We start from the raw sequence: 22,984 nt of genomic DNA, 5'->3' as shown, positions 1-22,984 counted from the left end.
ATGTTTCCGCAAGTGGTGAGATGGATTGCTTCGCTCCGCTCGCAATGACGGCGAAATCGGCCTTACCGGCGCCCAGATTGCCTAAACGTAATGCAGGCCGCAGAACCGGCGCGATTGCGCGGGTCGGGTTTCCACGCCATATAGGTCCCGTACCCTGTCAATCGATAGAGGCGTTGATGCTTGACGGACTTCGCCAGTTCATTGCCGATATTGTGTCGTCCGACGCGCAGGCGGATCGGGCATTCGATGACAATGATTATCGTCTTGCCGCCACTGCGCTGCTCGTCCACGTCGTCTCGATCGACGGCGAGCCGAGCGCGAACGAGAAACGCAAACTGCACAGCCTGATCGAAAGCCGCTTTGGACTCGATCGTGGCACCGCGGACAAATTGATCGCGTCCGCAACGCGGATCGAAGGCGAAGCGGTCGATCTCTATCATTTCACGAGCGTCATCATGCGGCAGGTCAACGAAGAGGGGCGCCTGCGCATCGTCGAGATGATGTGGGAGTTGGTTTTTGCCGACGGCCAGGTCAGCGAGTTCGAGGACAACGTGGTGTGGCGAGCGGCGGATCTCCTGGGTGTCTCCTCGCGTGATCGCATCGATCTCAAGCGCCGCGTAGGCGAAAAGCAGGCGAGCCTGCCCCGGGGGCCCTGGGGTGTTGCCGACGCGGCAATCTGACACTGCGTTCGCGGGCTGTTCGCTTCCCGCCGTGCAGATGACGAAACTTTAATGTACATCGCGCAACCGGCCGGTTTGCGCGCTAAGCCCCAAAATGATGCATTCCGATCGCGAAGGCGGCCAGCGCTGCATGCGGATATGCCCGCGGGTGGCTTGCGCCGGACCACAAGCCTATGCTCTCGTTCGGCCGTTCGTAACGGGCCCTGTGATTCATTAAGAGCATTCGATCGTGACCGAGTGTGTGACGCTGATTACCGGTGCATCGGCGGGTATAGGCGCCGAGCTGGCGCGTGTTTTCGCATCCAACGGTCATCGTGTGGCGTTGGTGGCGCGCCGCGCCGATCGCCTCACGGCGCTCGCCAGTGAAATCGCTGGCAAGGGTGGTGCAGCGCCGATCGTGATTCCGTGCGACCTCGAGCAGCCAGATGCCGGCGACAAGATCGCCGCCGCGCTGGCCGAGGCCGGCGTCGAGGTCGAATATGTCGTCAACAATGCCGGCTTCGGCGTGTTCGGCTACGCGAACAAGCGCGACCGGGCCGACCAGCTCAACATCATCAACGTCAACATCCGCGCGCTGACCGATCTGTCGCTGCGATTTGCCGATTCGCTGATCCGCCATCGCGGCGGCATCCTCAATGTCGGTTCGATCGCGGGCTTCCTGCCGGGGCCGGGCATGGCGGTCTATTACGCTTCCAAGGCCTATGTGCTGTCGTTCACGGAGGCGCTGCGCAAGGAGCTCGAGCCGCACGGCGTCCGTGTCACCCTGGTCTGTCCGGGGCCGGTGCCGACGGAATTCCAGGCCCGCGCCGGCTTCGCACCGGGATTTGACTCCGCGATCCTCAACGTCTCGGCGGCGGAGGTCGCGCGGCAGGCCTATGGTGGCTTGATGGCGAACAAGCGCGCGGTGCTGCCCGGCCTCATCAAGTTCGTGCCGCTCCTGCTCCGATTATTCCCACGCTCGTTCATCCTGACGGCGGTCGGCGGTTTCCAGCTACGTCGGCGCTGACGCAAACCAAAGGGCTCCAATTTGGCCCGCGATTTGCTTTAAAATTTTCGATGAGTTGGCGTGAACTCACCCGAAATTAAGAATTGCTTAGGCATGCTGCCAGCTTGCTGCATGCCGCTTGAGGTCGATGTCGTCACGATCTGAAACAGCCAATGTCGTGCTGCCTTTCCCCGGTGGAAGGCGCGCGGCCGTCACCGCAAGCCGACCTGCCTCCCTGCTGCCGGTCCTGATCGTCCTGCACCAGGAGACTTCCAAGCCCGGCCGCGTCGGCAACGCCTTGCGCGCGCTCGGCCATCCCCTGGATATCCGCCGCCCGCGGTTCGGCGATGCGCTTCCCGAGACACTGGATGAGCATGCGGGCGCCATCATCTTCGGCGGCCCGATGAGCGCCAATGATGGCGATGATTTTGTGCGGCGGGAGATCGACTGGATCGAAATTCCGCTGCGCGAGCAACGGCCGTTTCTCGGCATTTGCTTGGGGGCTCAGATGCTCGCCAGGCAGCTCGGCGCCAGCGTCGCGCCGCATCCGGAAGGCCGCGCCGAGATCGGCTATTATCCGATCCGCCCGACCGAAGCAGGCCGCGCGCTTTGCCCCTATTGGCCGCAGCAGGTCTACCACTGGCACCGCGAGGGATTCGAATTGCCTGACGGCGCCGAGCTTCTCGCCGAGGGCGGCGACTTTCCGGTGCAGGCGTTCAGATACGGACACGCCTTCGGCTTGCAGTTCCATCCTGATGTCACCTACGCGATGATGCATTGCTGGACGACGCGCGGCGGCGACCGCCTGGATTCGCCCGGCGCCCGCCCACGCCATCAGCATTTCGCCGACCGCGCCGTCTACGACGCGGTCGAGCGGGCATGGCTGAAGCATTTCATCGACGACTGGCTGGCGCGCGAGCCGATGGCGGTGATGTCGGAGGCGGCGGAGTAGGGGGCGTTGGGAGTTTGCGGAGCGAGCCCGCCTTCGCCCGTTGGGCTTCGGCGCGGCAGCCTTCGCTCGCTTCGCTACGAGAGAGCTCGGGTGGCTTGCCGAGCCGTAGCTCGCGAAGCGAGCGAAGGCTGGTGGAGCCAGGCGGGATCGAACCGCCGACCTCATCATTGCGAACGATGCGCTCTCCCAGCTGAGCTATGGCCCCGTCCAGACCGGTCCGTGCTGAGCAGTGCGGCCGGCAATCGGCGCCATTTACCGTCCCGCCCAAGCCCAAGTCAAGAACAGTAAACGCCCGGTTTTTGGCCACGTTGATCCGGAAGTTCCCTTGTTTGTGCAGGGGCGAACCGATATTTAGCTCGTTGTCCCACCCGCGAGCCCCCACCACATGCGCGCCATCCTCGACATCGTCATCATTGTCCTTGACCTCTATGTCTGGCTCCTGATCGCCGCTGCGATCCTGTCGTGGCTGGTCGCGTTCAATGTCGTGAACACGCGCAACCAGTTCGTATCAGCGGTGGCCGAGTTCCTGTACCGGATCACGGAACCGGTGCTGGCGCCGATCCGGAAGATCATGCCTAATCTGGGCGGGCTCGATATCTCGCCGATCATCGTCATTCTGCTCATCATGTTCATCGAGCGGGTGATCATGTACTACGTCTATCCCAACGTGATCTGAGCGCCCTTCGGCCGGTGACCGATCCTTGGCAGATCTCCCCTGGCGCTATTCCACCGGTGGCATCAGCGTCGCACTCCGCGTGACGCCCCGCGGCGGCCGCGACGACATCGATGGGATCGAGACGCTGTCCGACGGCCGTAATGTGCTGAAGGTCCGGGTCCGCGCCATTGCCGACGGCGGCGAGGCCAATCGGGCGGTAATGGGCCTGCTTGCCAAGGCGCTGGGCGTGCCCAAGGGGCGGGTGAAGATCCTCTCGGGCGCCACCTCGCGGCTCAAACAGGTGGCGATCAAAGGCGATCCACGGCAGCTCGGTGACACCTTGCGCCAACTGACTGCACCCAACGCGAAGGATTGAGATGACGGCTCACATCATCGACGGAAAAGCCATTGCAGCCGACCTCCGCGCACGCGTCGCGGAGGAGGTTGCCCGCGTCAAGCGCGAACACGGGGTGGTGCCGGGGCTGGCTGTGGTCCTGGTCGGCAACGATCCCGCGAGCGAAGTCTATGTCCGCAGCAAGCACACGCAGACCCAGGCCGCCGGCATGGCCTCGTTCGAGCACAAGCTGCCGGCCGATGTCGCACAGGCCGATCTGCTGGCGCTGATCGGCAAGCTCAACCGCGACCCGGCGGTGCACGGCATCCTGGTGCAACTGCCGCTGCCCAAATCCATTCACACCGAAACCATCATCAATGCCATCGATCCGGCCAAGGACGTCGATGGCCTGCATCCGAACAATGCCGGGCGGCTCGCTGGCGGCTTCGCCGCGCTGTCGCCCTGCACGCCGCTCGGCTGCATCATCCTGACCAAGAGCGTGCATCCCTCGCTCGAAGGCATGAATGCGCTGGTGATTGGCCGCTCCAACCTGGTCGGCCGCCCCCTGGTGCAGTTGCTGTTGAACGAAAATGCGACGGTGACGATCGCGCATTCGCGCTCGCGCGACCTGCCGAAGCTCGCCGCTAGCGCCGACCTGCTCTATGCGGCGGTCGGCAGGCCCGAGATGGTGCGCGGCGACTGGATCAAGCCGGGCGCGACCGTGATCGATGTCGGCATCAACCGCATCCCCGTAGAGGGCGGCAAGCCGCGTCTGGTCGGCGATGTCGCCTATCAGGAGGCGCTGAGCGTCGCCGGCGCGATCACGCCGGTGCCAGGCGGCGTCGGACAGATGACGGTGGCCTGCCTGCTGGTGAACACGCTGCGCGCGGCTTGCGCGATCGCCAGCCTGCCCGCGCCGGGGGTTTGAGGCCGTCGTAGCCCGGGTGGAGCGCCAGCGTAACCCGGGGCCGCTCTCACGTTGATACAGATGTCCCGGGTTGCGCTCCGCTCCACCCGGGCTACGGGGCTTTCGTATCACCCGGCCGTGTTCTCGATGAACCGCCGATAGAACCGGATCATGTCGGCATAGCCTTCGATGCTGAGGCGTTCATTGGTGCCGTGGAAGCGCTTCAGGTCCTCGCTGTTGGCGCGCACCGGGGAGAAGCGGAAGATGTTGTCGGTGATCCCTGCATAGTGCCGCGAATCGGTCGCAGCGATCATCAAGCCGGGCGCGACGATGACGTCGGGATAGATCTCGCGGATGGTGCGGTTGAGCGTCCGGTAGGACGCGCTGGCTGTGCCGGTCACCGATGGCGGATCGGTATTGCCGGGAAACGGCTTGATCGAGATGCGATCGTTGCCGACGGTGGAGCTGACGTGATCAGTCACGCTTGCCTGGGTGTCGCCGGGAAGCAGCCGGAAGTTGACGGTGGCCTCGGCGCGGCCGGGCAGCACATTGTCCTTGTCGCCGGCATTGAAGATGGTGAGCGCGGTGGTGGTGCGGACCATCGCTTCTGTCGGTCCGGTCTTCTGGAACTCGCGCAGGAGCAGCGGCTTGAACAGCCAGAGATTCGACAGGATCACGCGGTTGACGCCATTCATCTCGGGCGCCAGTGTGTCGAACATCTCCGACACCGTGGCGCGGATTTGCATCGGCAGGCGGTGATCCTCAAGCTTGACCAGCGCCGCGCTCATCATGCCGATCGCGGTCTCGCGCGGCGGCATCGAGGAGTGGCCGGGCGTCGCCTGCGCCGATAGCACCAGCGTGGCATAGCCTTTTTCGGCCACGCCGATCAGGGCAGCTTGCCTGGCAAGCCCCTTCATGATGCCGTCGGTGATCAACAGGCCCTCGTCGAGCACGAAGTCGAGCTTGATCCCGCGCGAGGCGAGCGTCGCGGCGATCGCCTTGGCGCCGCGCGTGCCCGCAACCTCCTCATCGTGGCCGAAGGCGAAATAGATCGTCCGCTTCGGCTGAAAGCCGGCTTTTGCGAGCGCCTCGGCGGCCTCCAGCATCGCATAGAGGTTACCCTTGTCGTCCCAGGAGCCGCGGCCCCAGATGAATCCGTCGGCGATTACGCCGTCATAGGGCGGCTGCTGCCAGTCCTTGTCGGTGCCGGGCGCGACCGGCACCACGTCCTGATGCGCGAGCAGGGCGATCGGCTGTGCCCTCGGATCGCTGCCTTCCCAGGTGTAGAGCAGGCTCAGGCCGGCGATGACCTCGCGCTTGGCGGCGGCATGAAACGCCGGGAAGCTTTTCTCGATATGGGCCTGCATGCCGCGCAACGCCGGGGCATGCTGTTCGGGCTTTTCGAAGCTCGAGATGGTCCTGAAGCGGATTGCCTCGGCTAGCCGGGAGGCGGCGGTTTCCGCATCAACGGCCGCGCGCGGGATGGCCGCGACCTGGAGCTGCCGCGAGCCGCGGCTGAAGACATTGAAAGCGAGCACACCGGCAAGGACGAGCGCCGCTGCAACCAGGAGCAGCACGGCCTTGCCGATGATCTTGATGAGCCGGCGCAATCGTTTCCCCTCGACATTCCCATGCCCCGGAGGCGCCACACCGCGCGTTCGGGATCAGGTGTTACTTCTTCGCCCGTGCGATCCCTTCGGTGATCAGCCTGCGCGCTTCTTCGGCATCGCCCCAGCGCAGCACCTTCACCCACTTGTTCTTTTCGAGATCCTTGTAGTGCTCGAAGAAATGCTGGATCTGGTCCAGCGTGATCTGGGGAAGGTCGCCGTAGTTCTTCACCTTGTCGTAGCGCTGGGTAAGCTTTGACGAGGGCACTGCGAGGATCTTTTCGTCACCGCCGGCTTCGTCTTCCATCAGGAGCACGCCGACCGGGCGCACGCTCATCACCGCGCCGGGCACGATGGCGCGGGTGTTGACGATCAGGACGTCGCAGGGGTCGCCGTCGTCGGACAGGGTGTGCGGGATGAAGCCGTAATTGCCGGGATAGCGCATCGGCGTATAGAGGAAACGGTCGACCACCAGCGTGCCGGCTTCCTTGTCCATTTCATATTTGATCGGCTCGCCGCCGACCGGCACTTCGATGATGACGTTGACGTCATGCGGCGGATTCACTCCGATCGATACCGCATCAATACGCATAGAGAACTCCGTGATTGCCAACGCGGGTGCGCCGGGCAGGACCAGTGATTGCTGCTGTCATACGCGGGCTGGGCCCGCCCATCCATCTAACTTTCGAGGAAAAATGATGGATTTTTGGGCTATTGGTTGACGCGCGCCCGTGGCGCCGTCCCGGAGACGCTCGCAGCCTCAGTTGGTCCAGGCAAAAGCGACCTTGTCGAGCGATTTCGGCCCGAACCTTTCGGAGGAGCGCGCCACCATGCGGCCGCCGAGCGCGCGATAAAACTCCGTGGCCGGGTCGTTATCCGACAGCGCCCAGACCACCATGCTCTTCAGCCCGCTCTGCGCGAGATCGCGGCGGGCGGCGTTGAACAGGCGGCGGCCGAAGCCGAGGCCCTGGAATTCCGGCCGCAGATAGAGCTCGTAGATCTCGCCTTCGAAGTGCAGGCTGCGGGCGCGGTTACGGCCGTAATTGGCGTAGCCTGCAATCTTGTCGCCGAACACCAGCACGCTGACGCGGCTCCCCTTGCGGATCGCACTGTCCCACCAGTGCGGGCCGCGCCGGTTGATCAGCTTTTCCAGTTCGGCGCCGGGGATGATGCCCTGATAGGCTGAACGCCAGGCTTCGTCATGCGTAGCCGCCACCGCGGCTGCATCCGCAACCTTGGCCGGCCGGACCTCTATCAGGGTTGTGCTCATGATCCAATCAAAGCAAGTCGGCGCGCCGCCTTCAAGCTCTATCGTTAATTATCGGTTAACCTGTGGATTTTTTGCATCAGTTTTCGAACGACTTGTACCGAAAGAGGACAGTGCGAACTTCAATCGGCCAGTTCGTGATGCGGGGCAGGCTGGCGTCACGCTGGTGACATATGGTCAGCAAGCGTGTCGTGAAAAACTGCGCCGGGTTGATTCGCGAGATCGTCTTTCGGCGAATCCGGTTTCCCCAGCATGGTCGCGTCAGGCCAAGAATGCATTCACTTAAAGTGATTTTCGCGCTGCTTGTTGCCGCGGCGCTCGGCTCCGAAGCAGCTCTGGCGCAACCCGTCCTGGGGGCGCAGGGCGGGGAGGGGGAGCCGAGCCGGCGGCAGCAATGGCTGGTGCCGTCGCCCGACCCCGCGCGGCCGGCGCGCGCCTTGCTGTTTCGCCCACCGGGCGCAGGGCCGTTTCCGCTGGCCTTGATCGCGCACGCCACGACGCAGAATGTGCTGCGCCGGGCGCAGATGCCCCAGCCCGAATACCGCGCGCTGGCCGGCTCGATGGTCGCACGCGGCTTTGCCGTGCTGGTGCCGGAGCGGCTCGGGCATGGCGCAACAGGCGGAACATACCTGGAAGACCAGGGCGGCTGCGACGAGGCGAATTATTCACGCGCGGCTCGGGCTACCGCCGGGCAGATCAGGCTCGCACTCGATTACCTCAGCGATCAGCCTTTCATCCGGAAGGATCACGCTGTCGTCATCGGCCATTCCGCCGGCGGCTGGGGTGCGCTGGCGCTTGCCGCCGAGAGCCCAAATGGCATCTTGGCGATCATCGCCTTCGCGCCGGGGCGCGGCGGCCGCGCCAATGATTTTCCGGACCAGGTTTGCGCGCCGCACACCCTGCTCGCTTCCGCGGCCGAGTTCGGCCGAGGGGCGAAAGTGCCGGTGACATGGTTCGTTGCCGCCAATGACAGTTATTTTTCGCTGGCGCTGTCGCGGCAGCTCGCCGATGCCTTTCGCGGGGCCGGCGGTCGGGTGGATTTTCACGTGCTGCCGGCCTATGGCGGCGAAGGCCATTGGCTGGCCGAAAGCGAGAATGGCGTTAAGCTCGCCGCGGCAGAACTCGACCGCGCGCTGAGAGCGCGGCGTGCTGCTCGGACTAAACCATGACGCACGCTTCGTCGTCGCGCAAGAATGCGTCAACTGGAAACAGAATGCGACTCTGGCCGGACGATGACGTGATCCTCTATGACGGCGTCTGCATCTTCTGCTCGCGCTGGGTCCGCTTCGTCGTCGCGCGCGACACGAACCGCCGCTTCCGTTTCACGCCGGTCCAATCGGACTATGGCACGCGGCTGGCGCGGGCATTCGGCATCGATCCTGCTGATCCTGACACCAACGCGGTCGTGCATGGCGGTGTCGCGTATTTCAAATCCGACGCCGCGCTGACGGTGCTGAGCCACCTGCCGGGCTGGCGCTGGACCCGAGCACTGTTCGCGGTGCCGAAGCCGCTGCGCGACGCCGTCTACAATCTCGTGGCACGCAATCGCTATCGCATTTTCGGCAAATACGAGACTTGCTTTGTGCCGGATGCTGAGATGCGGACGCGGGTGATTGAATGATGGGTTTCGCTGCGCTCTACCCATCCTACGACTGTCGTCCGTGCGAAAGCAGCGCCCCATAACCACAGCCTCGTAGCCCGGGTGGAGCGCCAGCGTAACCCCGGGCCGCTCGCAAGGCGGATAGAGATGTCCCGTGTTGCGTGGAGCCTGTCATCGGGCGCGCGTTCACGCGACCCGTTGGCTCCACCCGGGCTACGGTGCTCGCGATGACTGGAAAGCGGTTAGCGCTTCGCCTTTGAAGCCAGCACTTCCTTCGCCGCCCGCTCGCCGGAGTCGCGCGCGCCATGTGCGGTGGAGAAGAAGTTCGGCGAGGTCGCTTCACCCGCGAAGAACAATCGTCCATCGATGGGCGCGGCCAGCACGGCGCGTTTGCCGGCATGGCCGGGGAGCGCGTGCGAATAGGCGCCGCGGGCGAAGGGGTCGTGCGCCCAGCGGGATTCCGCAAGCGGCGTCAGCTTGCGCCGGATGTCGCTACCGAGAAAGCCCGCGATCTCGTCGATGCTGTGCGCGGCAAAGGCGCCGTCGCCGGCATCTTCCAGCTCTTTTGCGAACCGGCCGCCGAAAAAGCCCTCGATGCAGGGCTGGCCGAACGGACGGATGTGATAGGTGCCCATTTCGGTGCGCATGGTGGCGCCGCGCAAATTGCCTTCCTTCGGAAAGGCCTCCGCATCGGCGAGCGTCAGCACCACCTTGTCGTCGACGCCGAGCGGCAGTCCGCGTGCGGCGTCGACCTTTGCCGGCAGCGCGGGCGAGAAGCGAATGGCTTCATCCGCGATCAAATTGGTCGGCACGGTCACGATCACATGGTCGGCCGCAAGGGTGCCCAGCGACGTTTCGAGGCGCAGGCGTTTTCCGGAATGGTCGATCAGCGTGACATTGCAATTGAGCGCGACGGGACATGAGGCACCATAGGCGGCGACCAGCGCGCCATAGCCACTCCGCACGCGCCAATTGATGTTGGTGTCCTCATAAGCCTCCATGTCGAGGATCGAGACCTGATCGAGCTCGCAGCCGTTCACATAGGTGGAGATCGCATCGATCATCGGATTCCAGCGATTACCCGGCTCGAGACAACGGTTCGCAGGCGCGTCCTCGCCCTTTTGCGCGGCCTTCCAAGCGCGCTCGTAGAATTCATCGAGCGAACGCATGAAATCGTCGCGATCGGCTTGCGGGAACGCCTTGCCATAGGCGCGCTCGCGCCAGGGCGGCAAGGTCTTGTTGATCTCGAAATTCAGTTGTTCGGCGACGGCGACGAAACTGTTCTTGTCCGCCGAATGCAGCCAGCCGCAGCCGACGTCGAACACCACATCGGGCGCGGCCTGCACCGTATGCGCCCGCCCGCCGAGGCGGTCGCGCGCTTCCAGCACTACCACCGACAGGCCGGAATCCTTCAGCGCATTGGCTGCGCCAAGGCCGGCTGCGCCAGCGCCGATGATGACGACATCGACTGAGGAGGGGAGGGACATCGGGTCGTCCACTTCATCGTCATGCCGGGGCAAAAGCGCGAAGCGCGTCTTCGCGCAGATGTCCCGGGCATCCAGCTCTTGGTTCCCAGTATCGAAGACGTGGATGGCCGGGACAAGCCCGGCCATGACGGTTCCCTTGTGGAGCGAGAGGTTAAGCCACCGCTTCCTTGGCCTTTTCGGCGCGCTTGCGGTCGTTCGGATCGAGGTGCTTCTTGCGCAGCCGGATCGACTTCGGCGTCACTTCGACGAGCTCGTCGTCCTCGATATAGGCCAGCGCCTTTTCCAGGGTCATCCGGATCGGCGGGGTCAGGCGCACCGCTTCGTCCTTGGAGGTGGTGCGGATGTTGGTGAGCTGCTTGCCCTTCAGCACATTGATCTCGAGATCGTTGTCGCGGGTGTGCTCGCCGACGATCATGCCCTTGTAGACCTTCCAGCCCGGCTCGATCATCATCGGGCCGCGATCCTCCAGCTTGAACATGGCATAGGCGACGGCCTCGCCCTGATCGTTGGAGATCAGGACGCCATTGCGACGGCCCTGGATCTCGCCCTTGTAGGGCGCATAGCCGTGGAACAGGCGGTTCATGATCGCGGTGCCGCGGGTGTCGGTGAGCAGTTCACCCTGATACCCGATCAAGCCGCGGGTCGGCGCGTAGAACACGAGCCGGAGCCGGTTGCCGCCGGACGGGCGCATCTCGATCATCTCGGCCTTGCGCTCGCTCATCTTCTGCACGACCACGCCGGAATGCTCCTCGTCGACGTCGATCACGACTTCCTCGATCGGCTCCAGCGCCTGGCCGGTGGCCTCGTCCTTCTTGAACACGACGCGCGGACGCGACACCGAGAGCTCAAAACCTTCGCGGCGCATGGTCTCGATCAGGATCGCGAGCTGCAATTCGCCACGGCCGGAGACTTCCATCGAGTCCTTGTCGGCGGCTTCGATGACGCGCAGCGCGACATTGCCTTCGGCCTCGCGCATCAGGCGATCGCGGATCATGCGGCTCGTCACCTTGTCGCCTTCGGTGCCTGCGAGCGGGGAGTTGTTGACGATGAAGGACATCGACACCGTCGGCGGATCGATCGGCTGCGCCAGCAGCGGCGTCTCGACGGTGGGATCGCAGAACGTATCGGCGACGGTGCCCTTGGTGAGGCCGGCAATGGCGACGATGTCGCCGGCTTCAGCTTCATCGAGCGGTGTGCGCTCGATTCCGCGGAACGCCAGGATCTTTGACACGCGTCCCTGCTCGACCAGCTTGCCTTCCGCATTCAGCACTTTCACAGCCTGGTTCGGCTTGACGATGCCGGAGGTGATGCGGCCGGTGATGATACGCCCCAGATAGGGATTGGCCTCGAGGATGGTGCCGATCATGCGGAACGGGCCTTCCTCGACCTTCGGCGGCGCGACGTGCCGCACGATGAGATCGAACAGCGGCTGCATGCCTGCTTCCTTTGGGCCTTCCGGGCTCTCCGCCATCCAGCCCTGCTTGGCCGAGCCGTACAGGATCGGGAAATCGAGCTGCTCCTCGCTGGCATCGAGCGCCGCGAACAGATCGAACACTTCGTTGATGACTTCGGTCGGGCGCGCGTCGGGGCGGTCGACCTTGTTGATGACGACGATCGGCTTCAAGCCGACCTTGAGCGCCTTGGAGACCACGAACTTGGTCTGCGGCAGCGGGCCTTCGGCGGCATCCACCAGCACCAGCGCACCGTCCACCATGTTGAGGATGCGCTCGACCTCGCCGCCGAAATCGGCGTGGCCGGGGGTATCGACGATGTTGATGCGGATGTCCTTCCACTGCACCGATGCGGCCTTGGCCAGGATGGTGATCCCGCGCTCGCGCTCGAGATCGTTGGAGTCCATGGCGCGTTCGGCGACCTTCTGATTCTCGCGGAACGTACCGGATTGCTGCAGCAGGCGGTCGACCAGGGTGGTCTTGCCGTGGTCGACGTGGGCGATGATGGCGACGTTACGAAGATTCATGGCTCTGCTTTTCAGTCGTGCACAGGTCTTGAGCGATCTCGCCGGAAAGCCGGGATCGATCTTTGGCAACTACGGCCCCTCCGGGTCCGGATCACACTCAAGCCTTTGAAATCTCGCGGGGCGCGGCTCGCCTCAAAAAGCAAGCCCGGCCAAAAGGGACCGGGCAAAGCTTGCGCGTTTGCGGCGCAATATAGTCAGAAACCGTCAAAAAACAATGCGTTGTTTGCCGGGTACCCGCCGTTTTTGGAACCCTTTGGGGTCCTCCTTCACCTCACCGCGAGCGGGAGAGGGGGCGCACCGTGGCCGGGGATGCAATTCAGCCTGATTTGATGATGCCTATCCGGCTTCCTTTTCCTCGCTCGGATAGACCCCACGGAGCACCTCCTCAAAGTGGTCCTTGACGGCCTCGTTGCACAGGCAGGAGCGGAGGCGCAGGACGTCGAGGTTTCGGACCAGGATCGCGCCGCGGCGCGTCTCCAGCACGCCTTCGGCCTTGAAGGACTGAATCACGCGGCTGGCATAGCTACGGCCCACCCCCAGCAGGGTGGCGAGCTGCTCATGTGTGAGCGGCACGGCGCCATCGCCATTGGTGCGCTCCATCGCCGAGATGATCCATTTGGCGGTGCGCTGCTCGATCGAGTGGATCGCGTTACATGCCGTCGACTGGAAGATCTGCGCCAGCATGCAATCGGCGTAGCGTGCGAAGACGTTGCGGATCGAGGGCGATTTCAGCTTGGCCGCTTCCAGCTTGCCGATCGCCAGCCGCGCGAACGGCCCCCCGAACTTGACGATGATGCGGGTAAAGGCGGGAAGATATCCCTGGCTGACGATGCCGCCGACAGCACCTTCGCGGCCGACCAGAATGGTCTCGACGTCGCGGCCGTCCTCGTTGGTCACGAGGTAGGAGACGAGGCTGGGACCGCACGGAAAATACACGGTCTCGACGTCATCGCCGGGGCTGTAAAGCAGGTCGTTGGCATTGGCCTCGGCGCGCGCGAGGTGCGGTGCGATCAGCCCATAATCGGCGTCGCTCAGACGGCGCAACAGGTTGTTGAAGGGCCGGTCGGCTCTGTCCGGTTGGCTGCGTTGTTGAAGCATCGGGTCTCCCCCTCACCAACCGCGACGATAGTCAACCCGTTCCTCCTGTTGTGTGCACAAGTGAACAGACGCCGGGACCGCAGTGTGGTGGTTTCAATGCGGGAACCGCCGGTGTGCTTCAGAGGCGCCGGCGGCGTGCCGACTGGCGGCTCATGTCCGGACCATCAGATCAATGCCTCAAAACAGGACCTGGCGCGCATATGAAACCGGCCCTCTTCAGCCGCATGCCTTCCGACGTGTTGATCGTCGAGGACGACCCGATCATCGCCATCGATTTCGAGGACACGATCCTCGGCTTCGGGGTGAAGACGGTGCGGACAGCGACCAGTGTCGCGCAAGCACTTCAGATGATCGCCTATCGCCGGCCCGACTTCGCGCTGCTGGATGTCGTGCTGGCCCGCGAGAACACCTTTGCGCTCGCCGAGGAGCTCGACGCGCTACGGATCCCCTATCTCTTCGTCACCGGCTATGGCGCTGACGTCCAGCTTCCCGCTGCGCTGGCCGGCAAGCCGCGCCTGGTCAAGCCATGCTCGACCGAAGCGCTGGAAGCAGCGCTGCGAATGCGGGTTTCGGATTCGTAGCCCGGATGAAGCGCAGCGCAATCCGGGGTCCTGGGTTCGCGGATAGACCGTCCCGGATTGCGCTCCATCCGGGCTACGTTACGTCACTACGTTACGATGTTACACCGGCTTCGGGTCGAGCGTGGTCGACCACAGCGCGACGTCGGCGCGGTCGCGCAAGGTTACTGTCATCTGTCCGGTCGCGCCGTCGATCTTGACGTGGCCGAAGAACTGCATGCCCGCCGATGGCGGCAGGTTCTGCTTGTCGGCTCCGGGCGCCTTGATGAACTTCACCTCGGGTCCAAACGTGTTGTCGAGCTCGTTGGGGCCGAAAGTGCCGGCATGCAGCGGGCCGGAGACGAATTCCCAGAACGGGTCGAAGTCCTGGAACTGCGCCTTGTTCGGATTGTAGTAGTGCGCGGCGGCGTAGTGCACGTCGGCGGTCAGCCACACGGTGTTGACGATCCCGGCGGTCTTGATGAAACGCAGGATCTCGGCGATCTCGAGCTCGCGGCCGCGCGCCGGGCCGTCTCCTTGCGCGAACGCTTCGGAGCCCTTGCTGTTGGCCGCATCGTCATAGACGATGAGGCTGAGCGGCATGTCGGAGGCGATCACCTTCCAGGTGGCGCGCGAGTTGAGCAGTCCGCGCTTCAGCCAGGCGAGTTGGTCCGGGCCAAGGAAATAAGCATCGGGACCGTAGCTGGTCTGCTGGTTTGGCCCGTTGGGTCCGCGATAGCTGCGCTCGTCCAGCATGAATACGTCGAGATGCGGTCCGTAGCTGAGCGTGCGATAGACGCGTCCCGGCTCGACGATGCTTTCGCGCATCGGATACATCTCGTGGAAGGCGCGCGCCGCACGCGCCGCCAGCACGTTGATGTCGCGCTCCTTGTAGGCGGCAGGAAGCTGTTTCGACAGCGACCAGTTGTTGGTGACCTCGTGGTCGTCCCACTGCACGAAGATCGGCACCTCCGCATTGAAGCCGCGCACATGCTCGTCGAGCAGGTTGTACTTGTGCGCCGCGCGGTACTCGTCGAGCGTCTCGGCGACCTTGGCCTTCTCCGGGATGGTGAGGTTCTTCCAGAGCTTGCCGTCGGCGAGTTTCACCTCGGACGGAATGACGCCATCGGCATAGATGGTGTCGCCGGAATGCAGGAAGAAATCCGGCTTGTATTTGGCCATGGTGGCGAAGGTGAACATGCCGCCATCGTCGGGATTGATGCCCCAGCCCTGGCCGGCGACGTCGCCGCCCCAGACAAAGCTGACATCGCGCCGGTCGGCGGGCGCGGTACGGAAGCGGCCGGTTACGGGCTCGCCGAGGACGTTGACATGGGCGAGGTCGCGGAAGCGCACGCGGTAGAAGATGTCCTGGCCCGCGGGCAGGTTTTCCAGGAGCATCTTGGCGGTGAAATCGCTTTCGGGCAGGGCCGCGATCGGCGGCAGTGCGCGCGCGTCCTTGAAGGATTCGGTGGTCGCGACCTCGACCATCATCTGCGACGGCCGGTCGGCGCGCGCCCAGACCACGCCGCCGTCAACTCCGACGTCGCCGGACTGCACGCCATGGGTGACGGCCGGCCGGTCGGCGGCGCGGGAGAGGTGGGGCATCGCGATGACGCCGGCGCCGACAGCGGCTGAAGAGAGGAACTTTCGGCGGGAAATCCTGATCGTCATGGCAGCCTCCGTCGGTCCGGCACCGGATGCGCCGAAATGTCGCAACAGACCTAGAAGGATTCTATGACGAAGCGATTACGGCGGCCATCTCCACGTGATCGCAGAGAAATTGCATCTGGTCGTCATTCCGGCGCACGCGAAGCGTGAGCCCGGAATCCATTCATCCACGTCGCTTGCGGCCCGATGGATTCCGGGCCTGCGCCTTCGCGCATCCCGGAATGACGGAGGAGAGGTCGCGTGCCCCGCAAACAGGGAACTGAAGCGAACCCGATTGCGTCCCGCCTTGGCTAAGCGGTCCCTGCCGCCCGGAATTGCGCGCTGGCGCGCTGCAGGTTTTGCGGCATGCTGATCAACAGCAGCTTCCGGTCGGTGACCGCGTTGTGGAATTGCTCGAGTGCGATGTTGAAGGCGGTCAGCGTGCCCTGCTCGATTCCGCCGTGCTCGAAACAGGTCAGCGCTTCGCGCAGGATGTTGTCGGCTTCGGCCTGCATCTGGTCGAGTTCTTCCATCGAATCGCTGTGGCGCGCGGCAGCGAGCATGTCGAGCAGCCGGTCGCGCTGCGAGGTGTTGATGCTGCGTTCGTCCTTCTTCAGGTAGCCGGCAAACCAGGCGCCGGCCGAACCCATTGCGGAGACCAGCATCAGCCCCCACCAGATGTAATCGCTGTAGCGGTCGAGGAAGGTCTTCTCGTCGCCATCGACGAAAGCCGCAGCCCCAGGGTGCACGGGAATCGTGGCGTCCTTGTCGGTGTCCGGCGTCTCGATCCTGGCGGCCGGCGGGAAATCGTTCTTCAGCGACTGCCGGATCGAGAACAGCTGTCGGGTGAAGATGGCGATGGTCGATTCGGAAATGCCCCTGCGCGCCACGATATGGTGCGAGAAGCTGATGGTCTTGACCTCGTCCGCAGGGCGGTCGACGCCGCCGAGCGAGCCGGCGGGGATTTGCGAGGCTTCATAGGCGGGATGGTTCTGCGCGATCGCTTCCGCCGCGTCGATGGCGAGGAAGGTCGGCGTGCCGCGCGTCGAAGCTGCGATCGCGTCGGTTGTGATCTTGCTGTTGATGGGTCCGGCGGCGAGATAGGCGTCCGCCTTCTGGCCCTTGATGGTCTCGGCCGTCTCATTGGCGGGAAACTGGACGATCTCTACCTTGGCGGGGTCGACGCCATATTGCTGCAGGATCACCTTCAAGAGGTTGACGTTGGCGGGCGTGCGGCCGACGACACCGACGCGGTGGCCGGCGAGCTGCGCGATCTTGGTGATTTTTGGCGCTGCTTTCCTGCCCCTGCCTTTGCCCTGCGGCGGCACCCAGATCGCCACGACATTCTTGCGCAGCGTCGCCACCGCCTGCGCATTCTTGGGGACATCCAGATCGCCGCGGATAATGGCGAGGTCGGCCTTGCCGCCGGCCAGCGCCTCGGCGCTCGCTACCGCGCCGTCCGTCTGCATCAGACGCAGCCGGATTTGGCTGTTGCCCTGGTTGTAGGCTTGGGCGAGCGCCTGGACTACTTTGAGGTCGTCACTGTTGGCGGGCCCGACCGCGATTTTCAAGTTCACCGGCCGCATCGCGAAGTAATAGCCGGCGGCCAGTGCGCCGATGATGGCAAGCGCGCCGGCAATCATCACGAAACTCAGCCGACGCCGCGCCGAACGCGGCGGAGGCGAAGCTGGAGCGGCGACGAAGTCAGGCTCGGTCATCGATCGCGCAAACAGCCGTTTGAGGTTCTGGGTCATCCCGCCGACGCGTTTATCCTTTGCATTGTAACAAAATTCCGGCAGCAGCTAGGTTACAATCCCGTCATGGTTACCAGCGGCGATAGGACGCGCTTTGCGGCCGCGTCGTGAGCATGGATCCCGCTGGTGGCTGCCGGTGTTAGGGTGTGAACGAGTGAAGTGGAGATTTGCCATGGCAGGACGGTTATCGGCGGAAGCGCGGAAATCGGCGCTGAAGGAACTATCCGGCTGGTCCGAGGTGCCGGGACGTGAGGCGATCGCCAAGACTTTCACGTTCAGGGATTTCAACGAGGCCTTCGGCTTCATGACGCGCGTCGCGCTGATCGCGGAGAAGCGCGACCATCACCCGGAATGGAGGAACGTCTACAAGACGGTCGATGTGGTGCTCGCAACCCATGACGCCGGCGGCGTCACGGCGCGCGACATCGAATTGGCCAGGGCGATGGAGGCGATCGCCAAGCAGGCTGGCTGAGAGAGGCGACTTCTCCTTGGATGATCTTGCAGGGCAGGCGGGAGGTCCCCACCTTTTGCGTCAGGGGTCGCGGGACCGTTTGGCGGCTGTGGTCCGAGGGAGCTTCTTCCGATGACATCATCCGAACACACTGTCGGTTTCGAGCCGGCCGATCGGCTGGCGCAGGACCGCGAGAGCGTGCGACGGCGTTTCTGGATCAAGTTGAAGCGGGTGGCGGCGAAACTGCCTTTCGCCGAAGATCTACTGGCGGCCTATTATTGCGCCTTCGACAAAGAGACGCCGCGCCATGTGCAGGCGGCGCTGCTTGGCGCCATCGCCTATTTCGTCCTGCCGTTCGACTTCGTGCCGGACGTGATGCCGGTTCTCGGCTTCACCGATGATGCTGCGATCCTGGCGACCGCGATCCGCATGGTCGCAAGCCACATCACGCCGGAGCACCGCGAAGCCGCCCGTGCCGCGCTGAAGCGCGGCATCGAGACGGCCGAGGAGATCTAGCTAGCGCTTCTCGCCTGTGCGCACCTGCGCGCGGGCATTGTTCTCCGCTTCCCAGGCCTGGAACTGCTTGAACAGCGCCTCCTTGTCGGCGTCCGTCTGCAGCTTGGCTGCGGCCGGCGATTGCTTCAGGAACTCATCGAAGCGACTGCGTGTCACCGCTTCCACGCTGTGCTTCTCCAGCCATTGCTTGGCCGACGGCAGCCGGGTCCAGTCTGGCAGCGGTGCAGCCAGCGAGACCTCCTTCCACTTCGGATGGAACGGCGGATTCTGGAAGGCCGGGAATTTCGTGAAGAAAGCGTCCACGAACAGCGCCAGCTTGCGCGAGCGCTCGGTGTTCGGCGCCCAATTATAGGCCGCGAGCACGGCAGGCACGGCGATGGTGTCGACGCGCTCCTGATCCGAAATCAGGTTCGGATAATCCTTCGAGGTGAGCGTCGCCGGCAGATAGTCGTTCTGCAGCGGCTTGTCATAGTTGACGGTGACGAGGTGGAAGCGGCCGTCATTGTTGAATGTGCTGACGGATTTGTACGGCTTGCCGCCGGTCACGATCACGGCGTCGATTTCACCAGCCTTCAATTTCTCCATCGCGATGCGCTGCTCGATGTAGAGAAATTTCGCCTTCATCCCGAGCCGCTCGAACACTGTCAGCGCGGTGACGAAGGTGCCGCCATTGGGCAGGTCGACACTGACGATCCTGCCGTCGAGATCCTTCAAGGTCTTGATCGTCTTCGGCGCGACGACATGCATCTCCTCGTTATAGAGCTTGGTCACATAGGCGAACTGCTTCTTGATGTCCTTCGCAAAGCCCTTTCTTTCGAGATAGTCGAGCGTGTCCGCGCGGACGATGCCGAGATCGACGCCCTGCAGGAACAGGATATCGGCGACGCTCTGCACGGAGCCGCGCCCGACGATCGGCAGTACGCGCAACTTGTTGCCGTCGTCGAGCACGGAAGCGAGGTCGGCGCCGAACTGGACGTAGGTGCCGCCGATCGTGCCCGTGATCAGCGTCACCGTGTTGGCGTTCAGGTTCTGCTTGGTGGCGACCGAGCCGAACTGGAAGATGGCCCTCAGGCTGTCGCTGACCTTGGCCGGATCATATTCGGTTTCCTCAGCCCGTACTGTCGGGCCGCAAATCATCGTCAGGGCGAATAACGCCACTCCAAACAATCGCAGCATGTGCTACCCCAAAAAGGTTCAATCTTGCATTTGTGTGAGACGTTGCTGGGCGTGTTGCGAGCCAAGCTCGGCCGCCCGGCGGTACCAGATCCGCGCCTGAGCCGGATCGGGCGTGATGGCGCGCGCATCCTTCGTTCCCAGCACCAGGGGATCGTAGGTCCGCGCCAGCAGCAGCGCCGCGTCGGCCTCCTGCGCATCGGCGGCGCGCTCGAGCAGCAGCCGTGCGGCTGCGATATCGCCGATCGCAAGCAGGCTGTTCGCCCGCTTCATGAGGGCGCTGAGCTCGTCGGGACTGACCTGTCTTGCCTGCGGCGCAGCGGGCGGTGCCGCTTGCGCTGCGGGGGGCGGTGCGGGTGGAGCGGCAGATAGTGCCGGTGGAGCGCCAGATGGCGGTGCCACCGACCGGACCACGGCTTGGCCGCCCTTGATCGCCTCCTGATACGCGGCCGTGATTTGCTCGCGCGACGGCGGACCTGAATTGGTCGATGGTGGCGGTACAGGCTCGCTCAAGGGTTGCGGGAGCGCCGCCATGACGGTTCGCGCCTGCACCTGCGAGGTGCCGAGCAGCCACGTCTTGGCGGTGGCCGTGATATTATGCGTGACGTCCAGCGAAACCAGCAGGACAGCCGCCGCTGCGGCGGCAGCGATGAGAAGACCACTCGTGAGCAACGAGCGGCCGAGCGAACGTTCGAGAGAACCTCGCCGATATTTCGCACCGCTGTCCTCGTCGAGAGGGTATGACAGGAACAGCGGGGCGGGCTCGTCTGTGTCGATGTCGGTATCCGATCGATACGACCGCTGGTAGCGATACTCTGCCAGCTCAGGATCATCGATATCTACGTCATGCGCCTGTCTCGGCGTGACGCGTGATGAAATATCCACCATTTTGACGCTTCCCGTTACACAATACGCAACGCATGGGGCATCTCTGGTTGTCTCTTGCTTCTTGTCGGCTTTCCCCGAGTGCCCGCTAACGGGAACTTACGCACTGCGAATGAGCCCAAAAAACGGCCCTGACCTGCGAGAATTGGGACTTATTTTGGTTCGATTATGGCAAAAATGCCCTATTCACTAAATTAAAAATGGTGATTTTGGGAATAAGTTCCGCATTCGGAACTAACCCGGTCAGTTAATTCACATAGTTAAATGAATTGGGGTCACGGGGTAAGTGCGCGTGATTCCGTAATAGGAGAGCGCGGCGCCTGGATGGCGCCACAACTCACGCGCGTGTCGCCTCTTTATGGATGCAGGATCACCTTGCCCATCGCCTTGCGGCCGGCGAGCACCTTCAGTGCTTCCGCCGTTTGCGACAGCGGGAAGGTGCGATCGACATGCGAAGAGATTTTTCCTTCGGCGGTCCACTGCACGAGCTTCTGCAGGTTCTTGCGGTTCTTCTCGGGGTTGAGCCGCGTCCACGCGCCCCAGAACACGCCGCGGATATCGCAGCCTTTGAGCAGCGCAAGGTTGAGCGGCATCTTCGGAATGTCGCCGGCGGCAAAGCCGATGACGAGAAAGCGGCCTTCCCAGGCGATGGCGCGGAGCGCAGCTTCGGCGTAGGTCCCGCCGACGGGATCGAAGATGATGTCGACGCCCTTGCCGCCGGTCAGCGCCTTTAGGCCCTCTTTCAGATCTTCCTTGGCGTAATTGAGCGTCAGCTCGGCGCCATGCTGCTTGGCAAACTCAAGCTTCTCGTCCGAGGAGGCGCAGGCGATCACCTTCAGGCCCATCAACTTGCCGAGCTCGCAGGCCGCAAGCCCCGTGCCACCGGCGGCGCCAAGCACGGCCAGCGTCTCGCCCGGTTTCGGGCTCGCACGATCTTCCAGCGCGTGCAGCGCGGTGCCGTAGATGATGATGATCCCGGCGGCGCGATCGAAATCGAGATTGTCGGGAATCTTCACGATCGAATTCGCCGGCAGCGCGATCTTCTCGCGCGCGCCATTGTGGCCGCAAGAGGCGACCACGCGATCGCCGGGCTTGAGATCAGTGACGCCGTCACCGACGCTCTCGATCACGCCGGCGACTTCCGCTGCAGGCGAGAACGGGAACGGCGGCTTGATCTGGTACTTGCCCTGGATCATCAGGATGTCGAAGAAATTCAGGGCCGCGGCTTTGATCGCGATCACCGCTTCGCCCGGTCCGGCCACGGGATCGGGCACGTCAGCCAGCACGAGATCGTCGGGTTGGCAATATTCCGTGCAGAGAATGGCTTTCATGGATGCACCTGATTTTCGGACACAGAAGGATTACTCGCTTCATGCCGGATTTGAAGCCGGGCGACAATACAACGCGGAGGGATCAAACAATGTTTGAAAAGAGCCTGCTGGCACACAAGCGGATCCTCGTCACCGGCGGCGGCTCCGGGCTTGGCGCAGCGATGGGACGACGCTTTGCCGAGCTCGGCGCCGAACTGATCATCTGTGGCCGCAGGACGGAATTACTGCAGCACACGGCGACGAGATTGCGCGACGATCTCGGCGCCAAGGTCACTACAATCACATGCGACATCCGCGACGGCGCGGCGGTGGATGCGATGATGGACGCGATCTGGCAGGAAGCGCCGATCGACGTGCTCGTCAACAACGCGGCGGCAACGTTCATTGCACAGACCGAGCATCTCTCATTCCGTGCCGCGGACGCGATCCTGGCGTCGACGCTGCACGGCACGATGTATTGCACGCTTGCTGCCGGCAAGCGGTGGATCGAGAGCGGGCACAAAGGCGTCATCCTCTCGATCCTCTCGACCTCGACGATCACCGGGCGCGCCTTCACGGTGCCGTCCGCGATGGCGAAGTCGGCGGTGCTCGCGATGACCAAGAGCCTTGCCGTGGAATGGGGGCCAAAGGGCATCCGCACTGTCGCGATCGCGCCGGGCGCATTTCCGACGCCGGGAGCAACCGGCCAGCTCCGGCCCGAAGGGCGCGAGGAGAGCTGGGCGCACCGCAACCCGCTGGGCCGTCCCGGCGAGCACGGCGAGCTCGCCAACCTCGCGAGTTTCCTGATCTCCGACCAGGCCGGCTACATCAATGGCGAGATGGTGGTGCAGGACGGCGGGGCGCATTTGCGCAGCTCCGGGGCGGAGGACCTCCTGCAATGGACCGACGCGCAATGGGAACAGCAGCGCGCCTCGCGTACCAAAAGTTAATGCGGCGGAACCGCGCGCCACGCCCCTAACTACCTTCCCAAAAAGGCCTTTTCCGGCTATTGCATCGCGCCGGGGACGACGCCGGTTGGGCCATCTTCCAGTCACAATGATAGGGGAACCAGTTGTCCGTGCGGCAAATACTGACATCTCTGGTTGCAGGCGCCCTGCTTTGCGGGACGACTTCCCTTGCC

Annotated in this window: 23 protein-coding genes and 1 tRNA gene; 12 read left to right on the top strand and 12 right to left on the bottom strand. The window is 63.8% G+C overall.

Features of this window, described 5'->3' with window-relative positions; all coding sequences use genetic code 11:
* The first annotated feature begins 176 nt into the window (after positions 1 to 176).
* The 3 genes from AC5ZG1_RS03460 to AC5ZG1_RS03450 all read left to right on the top strand — a co-directional run bounded on the left by AC5ZG1_RS03460 (position 177) and on the right by AC5ZG1_RS03450 (position 2,617).
* Positions 177 to 680 (top strand): tellurite resistance TerB family protein, encoded by a 504-nt coding sequence (locus AC5ZG1_RS03460; protein WP_456644711.1) that lies wholly within the window; start codon positions 177 to 179, stop codon positions 678 to 680.
* A gap of 229 nt (positions 681 to 909) precedes the next feature.
* Positions 910 to 1,686: an SDR family NAD(P)-dependent oxidoreductase gene (locus AC5ZG1_RS03455; RefSeq protein WP_496131984.1), complete on the top strand. Its 777-nt coding sequence runs from the start codon at positions 910 to 912 to the stop codon at positions 1,684 to 1,686.
* A gap of 127 nt (positions 1,687 to 1,813) precedes the next feature.
* On the top strand, positions 1,814 to 2,617 hold the full coding sequence (locus AC5ZG1_RS03450) for a glutamine amidotransferase (RefSeq protein WP_456644712.1): 804 nt from the start codon (positions 1,814 to 1,816) through the stop codon (positions 2,615 to 2,617).
* A 129-nt stretch (positions 2,618 to 2,746) separates the two neighbouring features.
* Here AC5ZG1_RS03450 and AC5ZG1_RS03445 read toward each other — a convergent pair.
* A tRNA-Ala gene (locus AC5ZG1_RS03445) sits at positions 2,747 to 2,822 on the bottom strand.
* Positions 2,823 to 3,002: 180 nt separating this feature from the next.
* On the opposite strand from AC5ZG1_RS03445, the gene AC5ZG1_RS03440 reads away from it, so the two are divergent.
* From AC5ZG1_RS03440 to AC5ZG1_RS03430, 3 genes are read left to right on the top strand one after another with little or no spacing between them, the layout of a single operon-like run.
* The gene (locus AC5ZG1_RS03440; RefSeq protein ID WP_028165194.1) at positions 3,003 to 3,293 is read left to right on the top strand and encodes a YggT family protein; all 291 of its coding nucleotides are present in this window, start codon (positions 3,003 to 3,005) and stop codon (positions 3,291 to 3,293) included.
* Between the two features lie 25 nt (positions 3,294 to 3,318).
* Positions 3,319 to 3,648, top strand: a complete 330-nt coding sequence (locus AC5ZG1_RS03435) for a DUF167 domain-containing protein (RefSeq protein ID WP_496131983.1) — start codon at positions 3,319 to 3,321, stop codon at positions 3,646 to 3,648.
* 1 nt (position 3,649) lies between these two features.
* Positions 3,650 to 4,534, top strand: a complete 885-nt coding sequence (locus AC5ZG1_RS03430) for a bifunctional methylenetetrahydrofolate dehydrogenase/methenyltetrahydrofolate cyclohydrolase (protein ID WP_496131982.1) — start codon at positions 3,650 to 3,652, stop codon at positions 4,532 to 4,534.
* Positions 4,535 to 4,641: 107 nt separating this feature from the next.
* Here AC5ZG1_RS03430 and AC5ZG1_RS03425 read toward each other — a convergent pair whose 3' ends face one another.
* The 3 genes from AC5ZG1_RS03425 to AC5ZG1_RS03415 form a co-directional block, all read right to left on the bottom strand.
* A complete protein-coding gene (locus tag AC5ZG1_RS03425) occupies positions 4,642 to 6,123 on the bottom strand; it encodes a M20 family peptidase (RefSeq protein ID WP_496131981.1) in 1,482 nt (493 codons plus the stop codon).
* 61 nt (positions 6,124 to 6,184) lie between these two features.
* Positions 6,185 to 6,712: an inorganic diphosphatase gene (gene ppa, locus AC5ZG1_RS03420; RefSeq protein ID WP_028165190.1), complete on the bottom strand. Its 528-nt coding sequence runs from the start codon at positions 6,710 to 6,712 to the stop codon at positions 6,185 to 6,187.
* A gap of 168 nt (positions 6,713 to 6,880) precedes the next feature.
* Positions 6,881 to 7,390, bottom strand: a complete 510-nt coding sequence (locus AC5ZG1_RS03415) for a GNAT family N-acetyltransferase (RefSeq protein WP_028165189.1) — start codon at positions 7,388 to 7,390, stop codon at positions 6,881 to 6,883.
* 269 nt (positions 7,391 to 7,659) lie between these two features.
* On the opposite strand from AC5ZG1_RS03415, the gene AC5ZG1_RS03410 reads away from it, so the two are divergent.
* Positions 7,660 to 8,556 (top strand): alpha/beta hydrolase family protein, encoded by an 897-nt coding sequence (locus AC5ZG1_RS03410; RefSeq protein ID WP_496131980.1) that lies wholly within the window; start codon positions 7,660 to 7,662, stop codon positions 8,554 to 8,556.
* 44 nt (positions 8,557 to 8,600) lie between these two features.
* Complete coding sequence (locus AC5ZG1_RS03405; RefSeq protein WP_496131979.1) at positions 8,601 to 9,008, top strand: thiol-disulfide oxidoreductase DCC family protein; 408 nt, start codon at positions 8,601 to 8,603, stop codon at positions 9,006 to 9,008.
* Positions 9,009 to 9,229: 221 nt separating this feature from the next.
* Here AC5ZG1_RS03405 and AC5ZG1_RS03400 read toward each other — a convergent pair whose 3' ends face one another.
* From AC5ZG1_RS03400 to AC5ZG1_RS03390, 3 genes are all read right to left on the bottom strand, one after another.
* Positions 9,230 to 10,474 carry a flavin monoamine oxidase family protein gene (locus AC5ZG1_RS03400; RefSeq protein ID WP_496131978.1) on the bottom strand — a complete coding sequence of 415 codons (1,245 nt, stop codon included), beginning with the start codon at positions 10,472 to 10,474 and terminating at the stop codon, positions 9,230 to 9,232.
* A 151-nt stretch (positions 10,475 to 10,625) separates the two neighbouring features.
* The gene (typA, locus tag AC5ZG1_RS03395; RefSeq protein WP_028165184.1) at positions 10,626 to 12,452 is read right to left on the bottom strand and encodes a translational GTPase TypA; all 1,827 of its coding nucleotides are present in this window, start codon (positions 12,450 to 12,452) and stop codon (positions 10,626 to 10,628) included.
* A gap of 336 nt (positions 12,453 to 12,788) precedes the next feature.
* Positions 12,789 to 13,550, bottom strand: coding sequence for a Crp/Fnr family transcriptional regulator (locus AC5ZG1_RS03390; RefSeq protein WP_496131977.1), 762 nt, complete (start codon positions 13,548 to 13,550; stop codon positions 12,789 to 12,791).
* A gap of 200 nt (positions 13,551 to 13,750) precedes the next feature.
* Here AC5ZG1_RS03390 and AC5ZG1_RS03385 point away from each other — a divergent pair, with 200 nt between their 5' ends.
* Positions 13,751 to 14,131: a response regulator gene (locus tag AC5ZG1_RS03385; protein ID WP_456644720.1), complete on the top strand. Its 381-nt coding sequence runs from the start codon at positions 13,751 to 13,753 to the stop codon at positions 14,129 to 14,131.
* A 99-nt stretch (positions 14,132 to 14,230) separates the two neighbouring features.
* Here AC5ZG1_RS03385 and AC5ZG1_RS03380 read toward each other — a convergent pair whose 3' ends face one another.
* A complete protein-coding gene (locus AC5ZG1_RS03380) occupies positions 14,231 to 15,778 on the bottom strand; it encodes an alkaline phosphatase D family protein (protein WP_130227341.1) in 1,548 nt (515 codons plus the stop codon).
* Positions 15,779 to 16,065: 287 nt separating this feature from the next.
* Entirely contained in the window at positions 16,066 to 17,508 is a 1,443-nt protein-coding gene (locus tag AC5ZG1_RS03375; protein ID WP_496131976.1) for a TAXI family TRAP transporter solute-binding subunit, read from the bottom strand.
* A gap of 172 nt (positions 17,509 to 17,680) precedes the next feature.
* On the opposite strand from AC5ZG1_RS03375, the gene AC5ZG1_RS03370 reads away from it, so the two are divergent.
* Together AC5ZG1_RS03370 and AC5ZG1_RS03365 are read left to right on the top strand one after the other, a co-directional pair.
* Positions 17,681 to 17,980 carry a 4a-hydroxytetrahydrobiopterin dehydratase gene (locus AC5ZG1_RS03370; protein WP_208823086.1) on the top strand — a complete coding sequence of 100 codons (300 nt, stop codon included), beginning with the start codon at positions 17,681 to 17,683 and terminating at the stop codon, positions 17,978 to 17,980.
* Between the two features lie 111 nt (positions 17,981 to 18,091).
* Complete coding sequence (locus AC5ZG1_RS03365; protein ID WP_496131975.1) at positions 18,092 to 18,475, top strand: YkvA family protein; 384 nt, start codon at positions 18,092 to 18,094, stop codon at positions 18,473 to 18,475.
* Here the strand turns inward: AC5ZG1_RS03365 and AC5ZG1_RS03360 are convergent, their stop codons facing one another.
* The 3 genes from AC5ZG1_RS03360 to AC5ZG1_RS03350 form a co-directional block, all read right to left on the bottom strand.
* Positions 18,476 to 19,651, bottom strand: a complete 1,176-nt coding sequence (locus AC5ZG1_RS03360; RefSeq protein WP_496131974.1) for a TAXI family TRAP transporter solute-binding subunit — start codon at positions 19,649 to 19,651, stop codon at positions 18,476 to 18,478. It abuts the gene before it with no gap.
* 18 nt (positions 19,652 to 19,669) lie between these two features.
* A complete protein-coding gene (locus AC5ZG1_RS03355) occupies positions 19,670 to 20,536 on the bottom strand; it encodes a hypothetical protein (RefSeq protein WP_496131973.1) in 867 nt (288 codons plus the stop codon).
* A gap of 353 nt (positions 20,537 to 20,889) precedes the next feature.
* On the bottom strand, positions 20,890 to 21,864 hold the full coding sequence (locus AC5ZG1_RS03350; protein ID WP_130227337.1) for an NADPH:quinone oxidoreductase family protein: 975 nt from the start codon (positions 21,862 to 21,864) through the stop codon (positions 20,890 to 20,892).
* Between the two features lie 89 nt (positions 21,865 to 21,953).
* Between AC5ZG1_RS03350 and AC5ZG1_RS03345 the strand changes: the two genes are divergently transcribed.
* Positions 21,954 to 22,793 carry an SDR family oxidoreductase gene (locus AC5ZG1_RS03345; protein WP_496131972.1) on the top strand — a complete coding sequence of 280 codons (840 nt, stop codon included), beginning with the start codon at positions 21,954 to 21,956 and terminating at the stop codon, positions 22,791 to 22,793.
* Positions 22,794 to 22,984 lie beyond the last annotated feature (191 nt).

It is taken from the genome of Bradyrhizobium sp. Leo78 (assembly GCF_059512425.1).
This window is presented reverse-complemented; position numbering and strand designations above follow the sequence as displayed.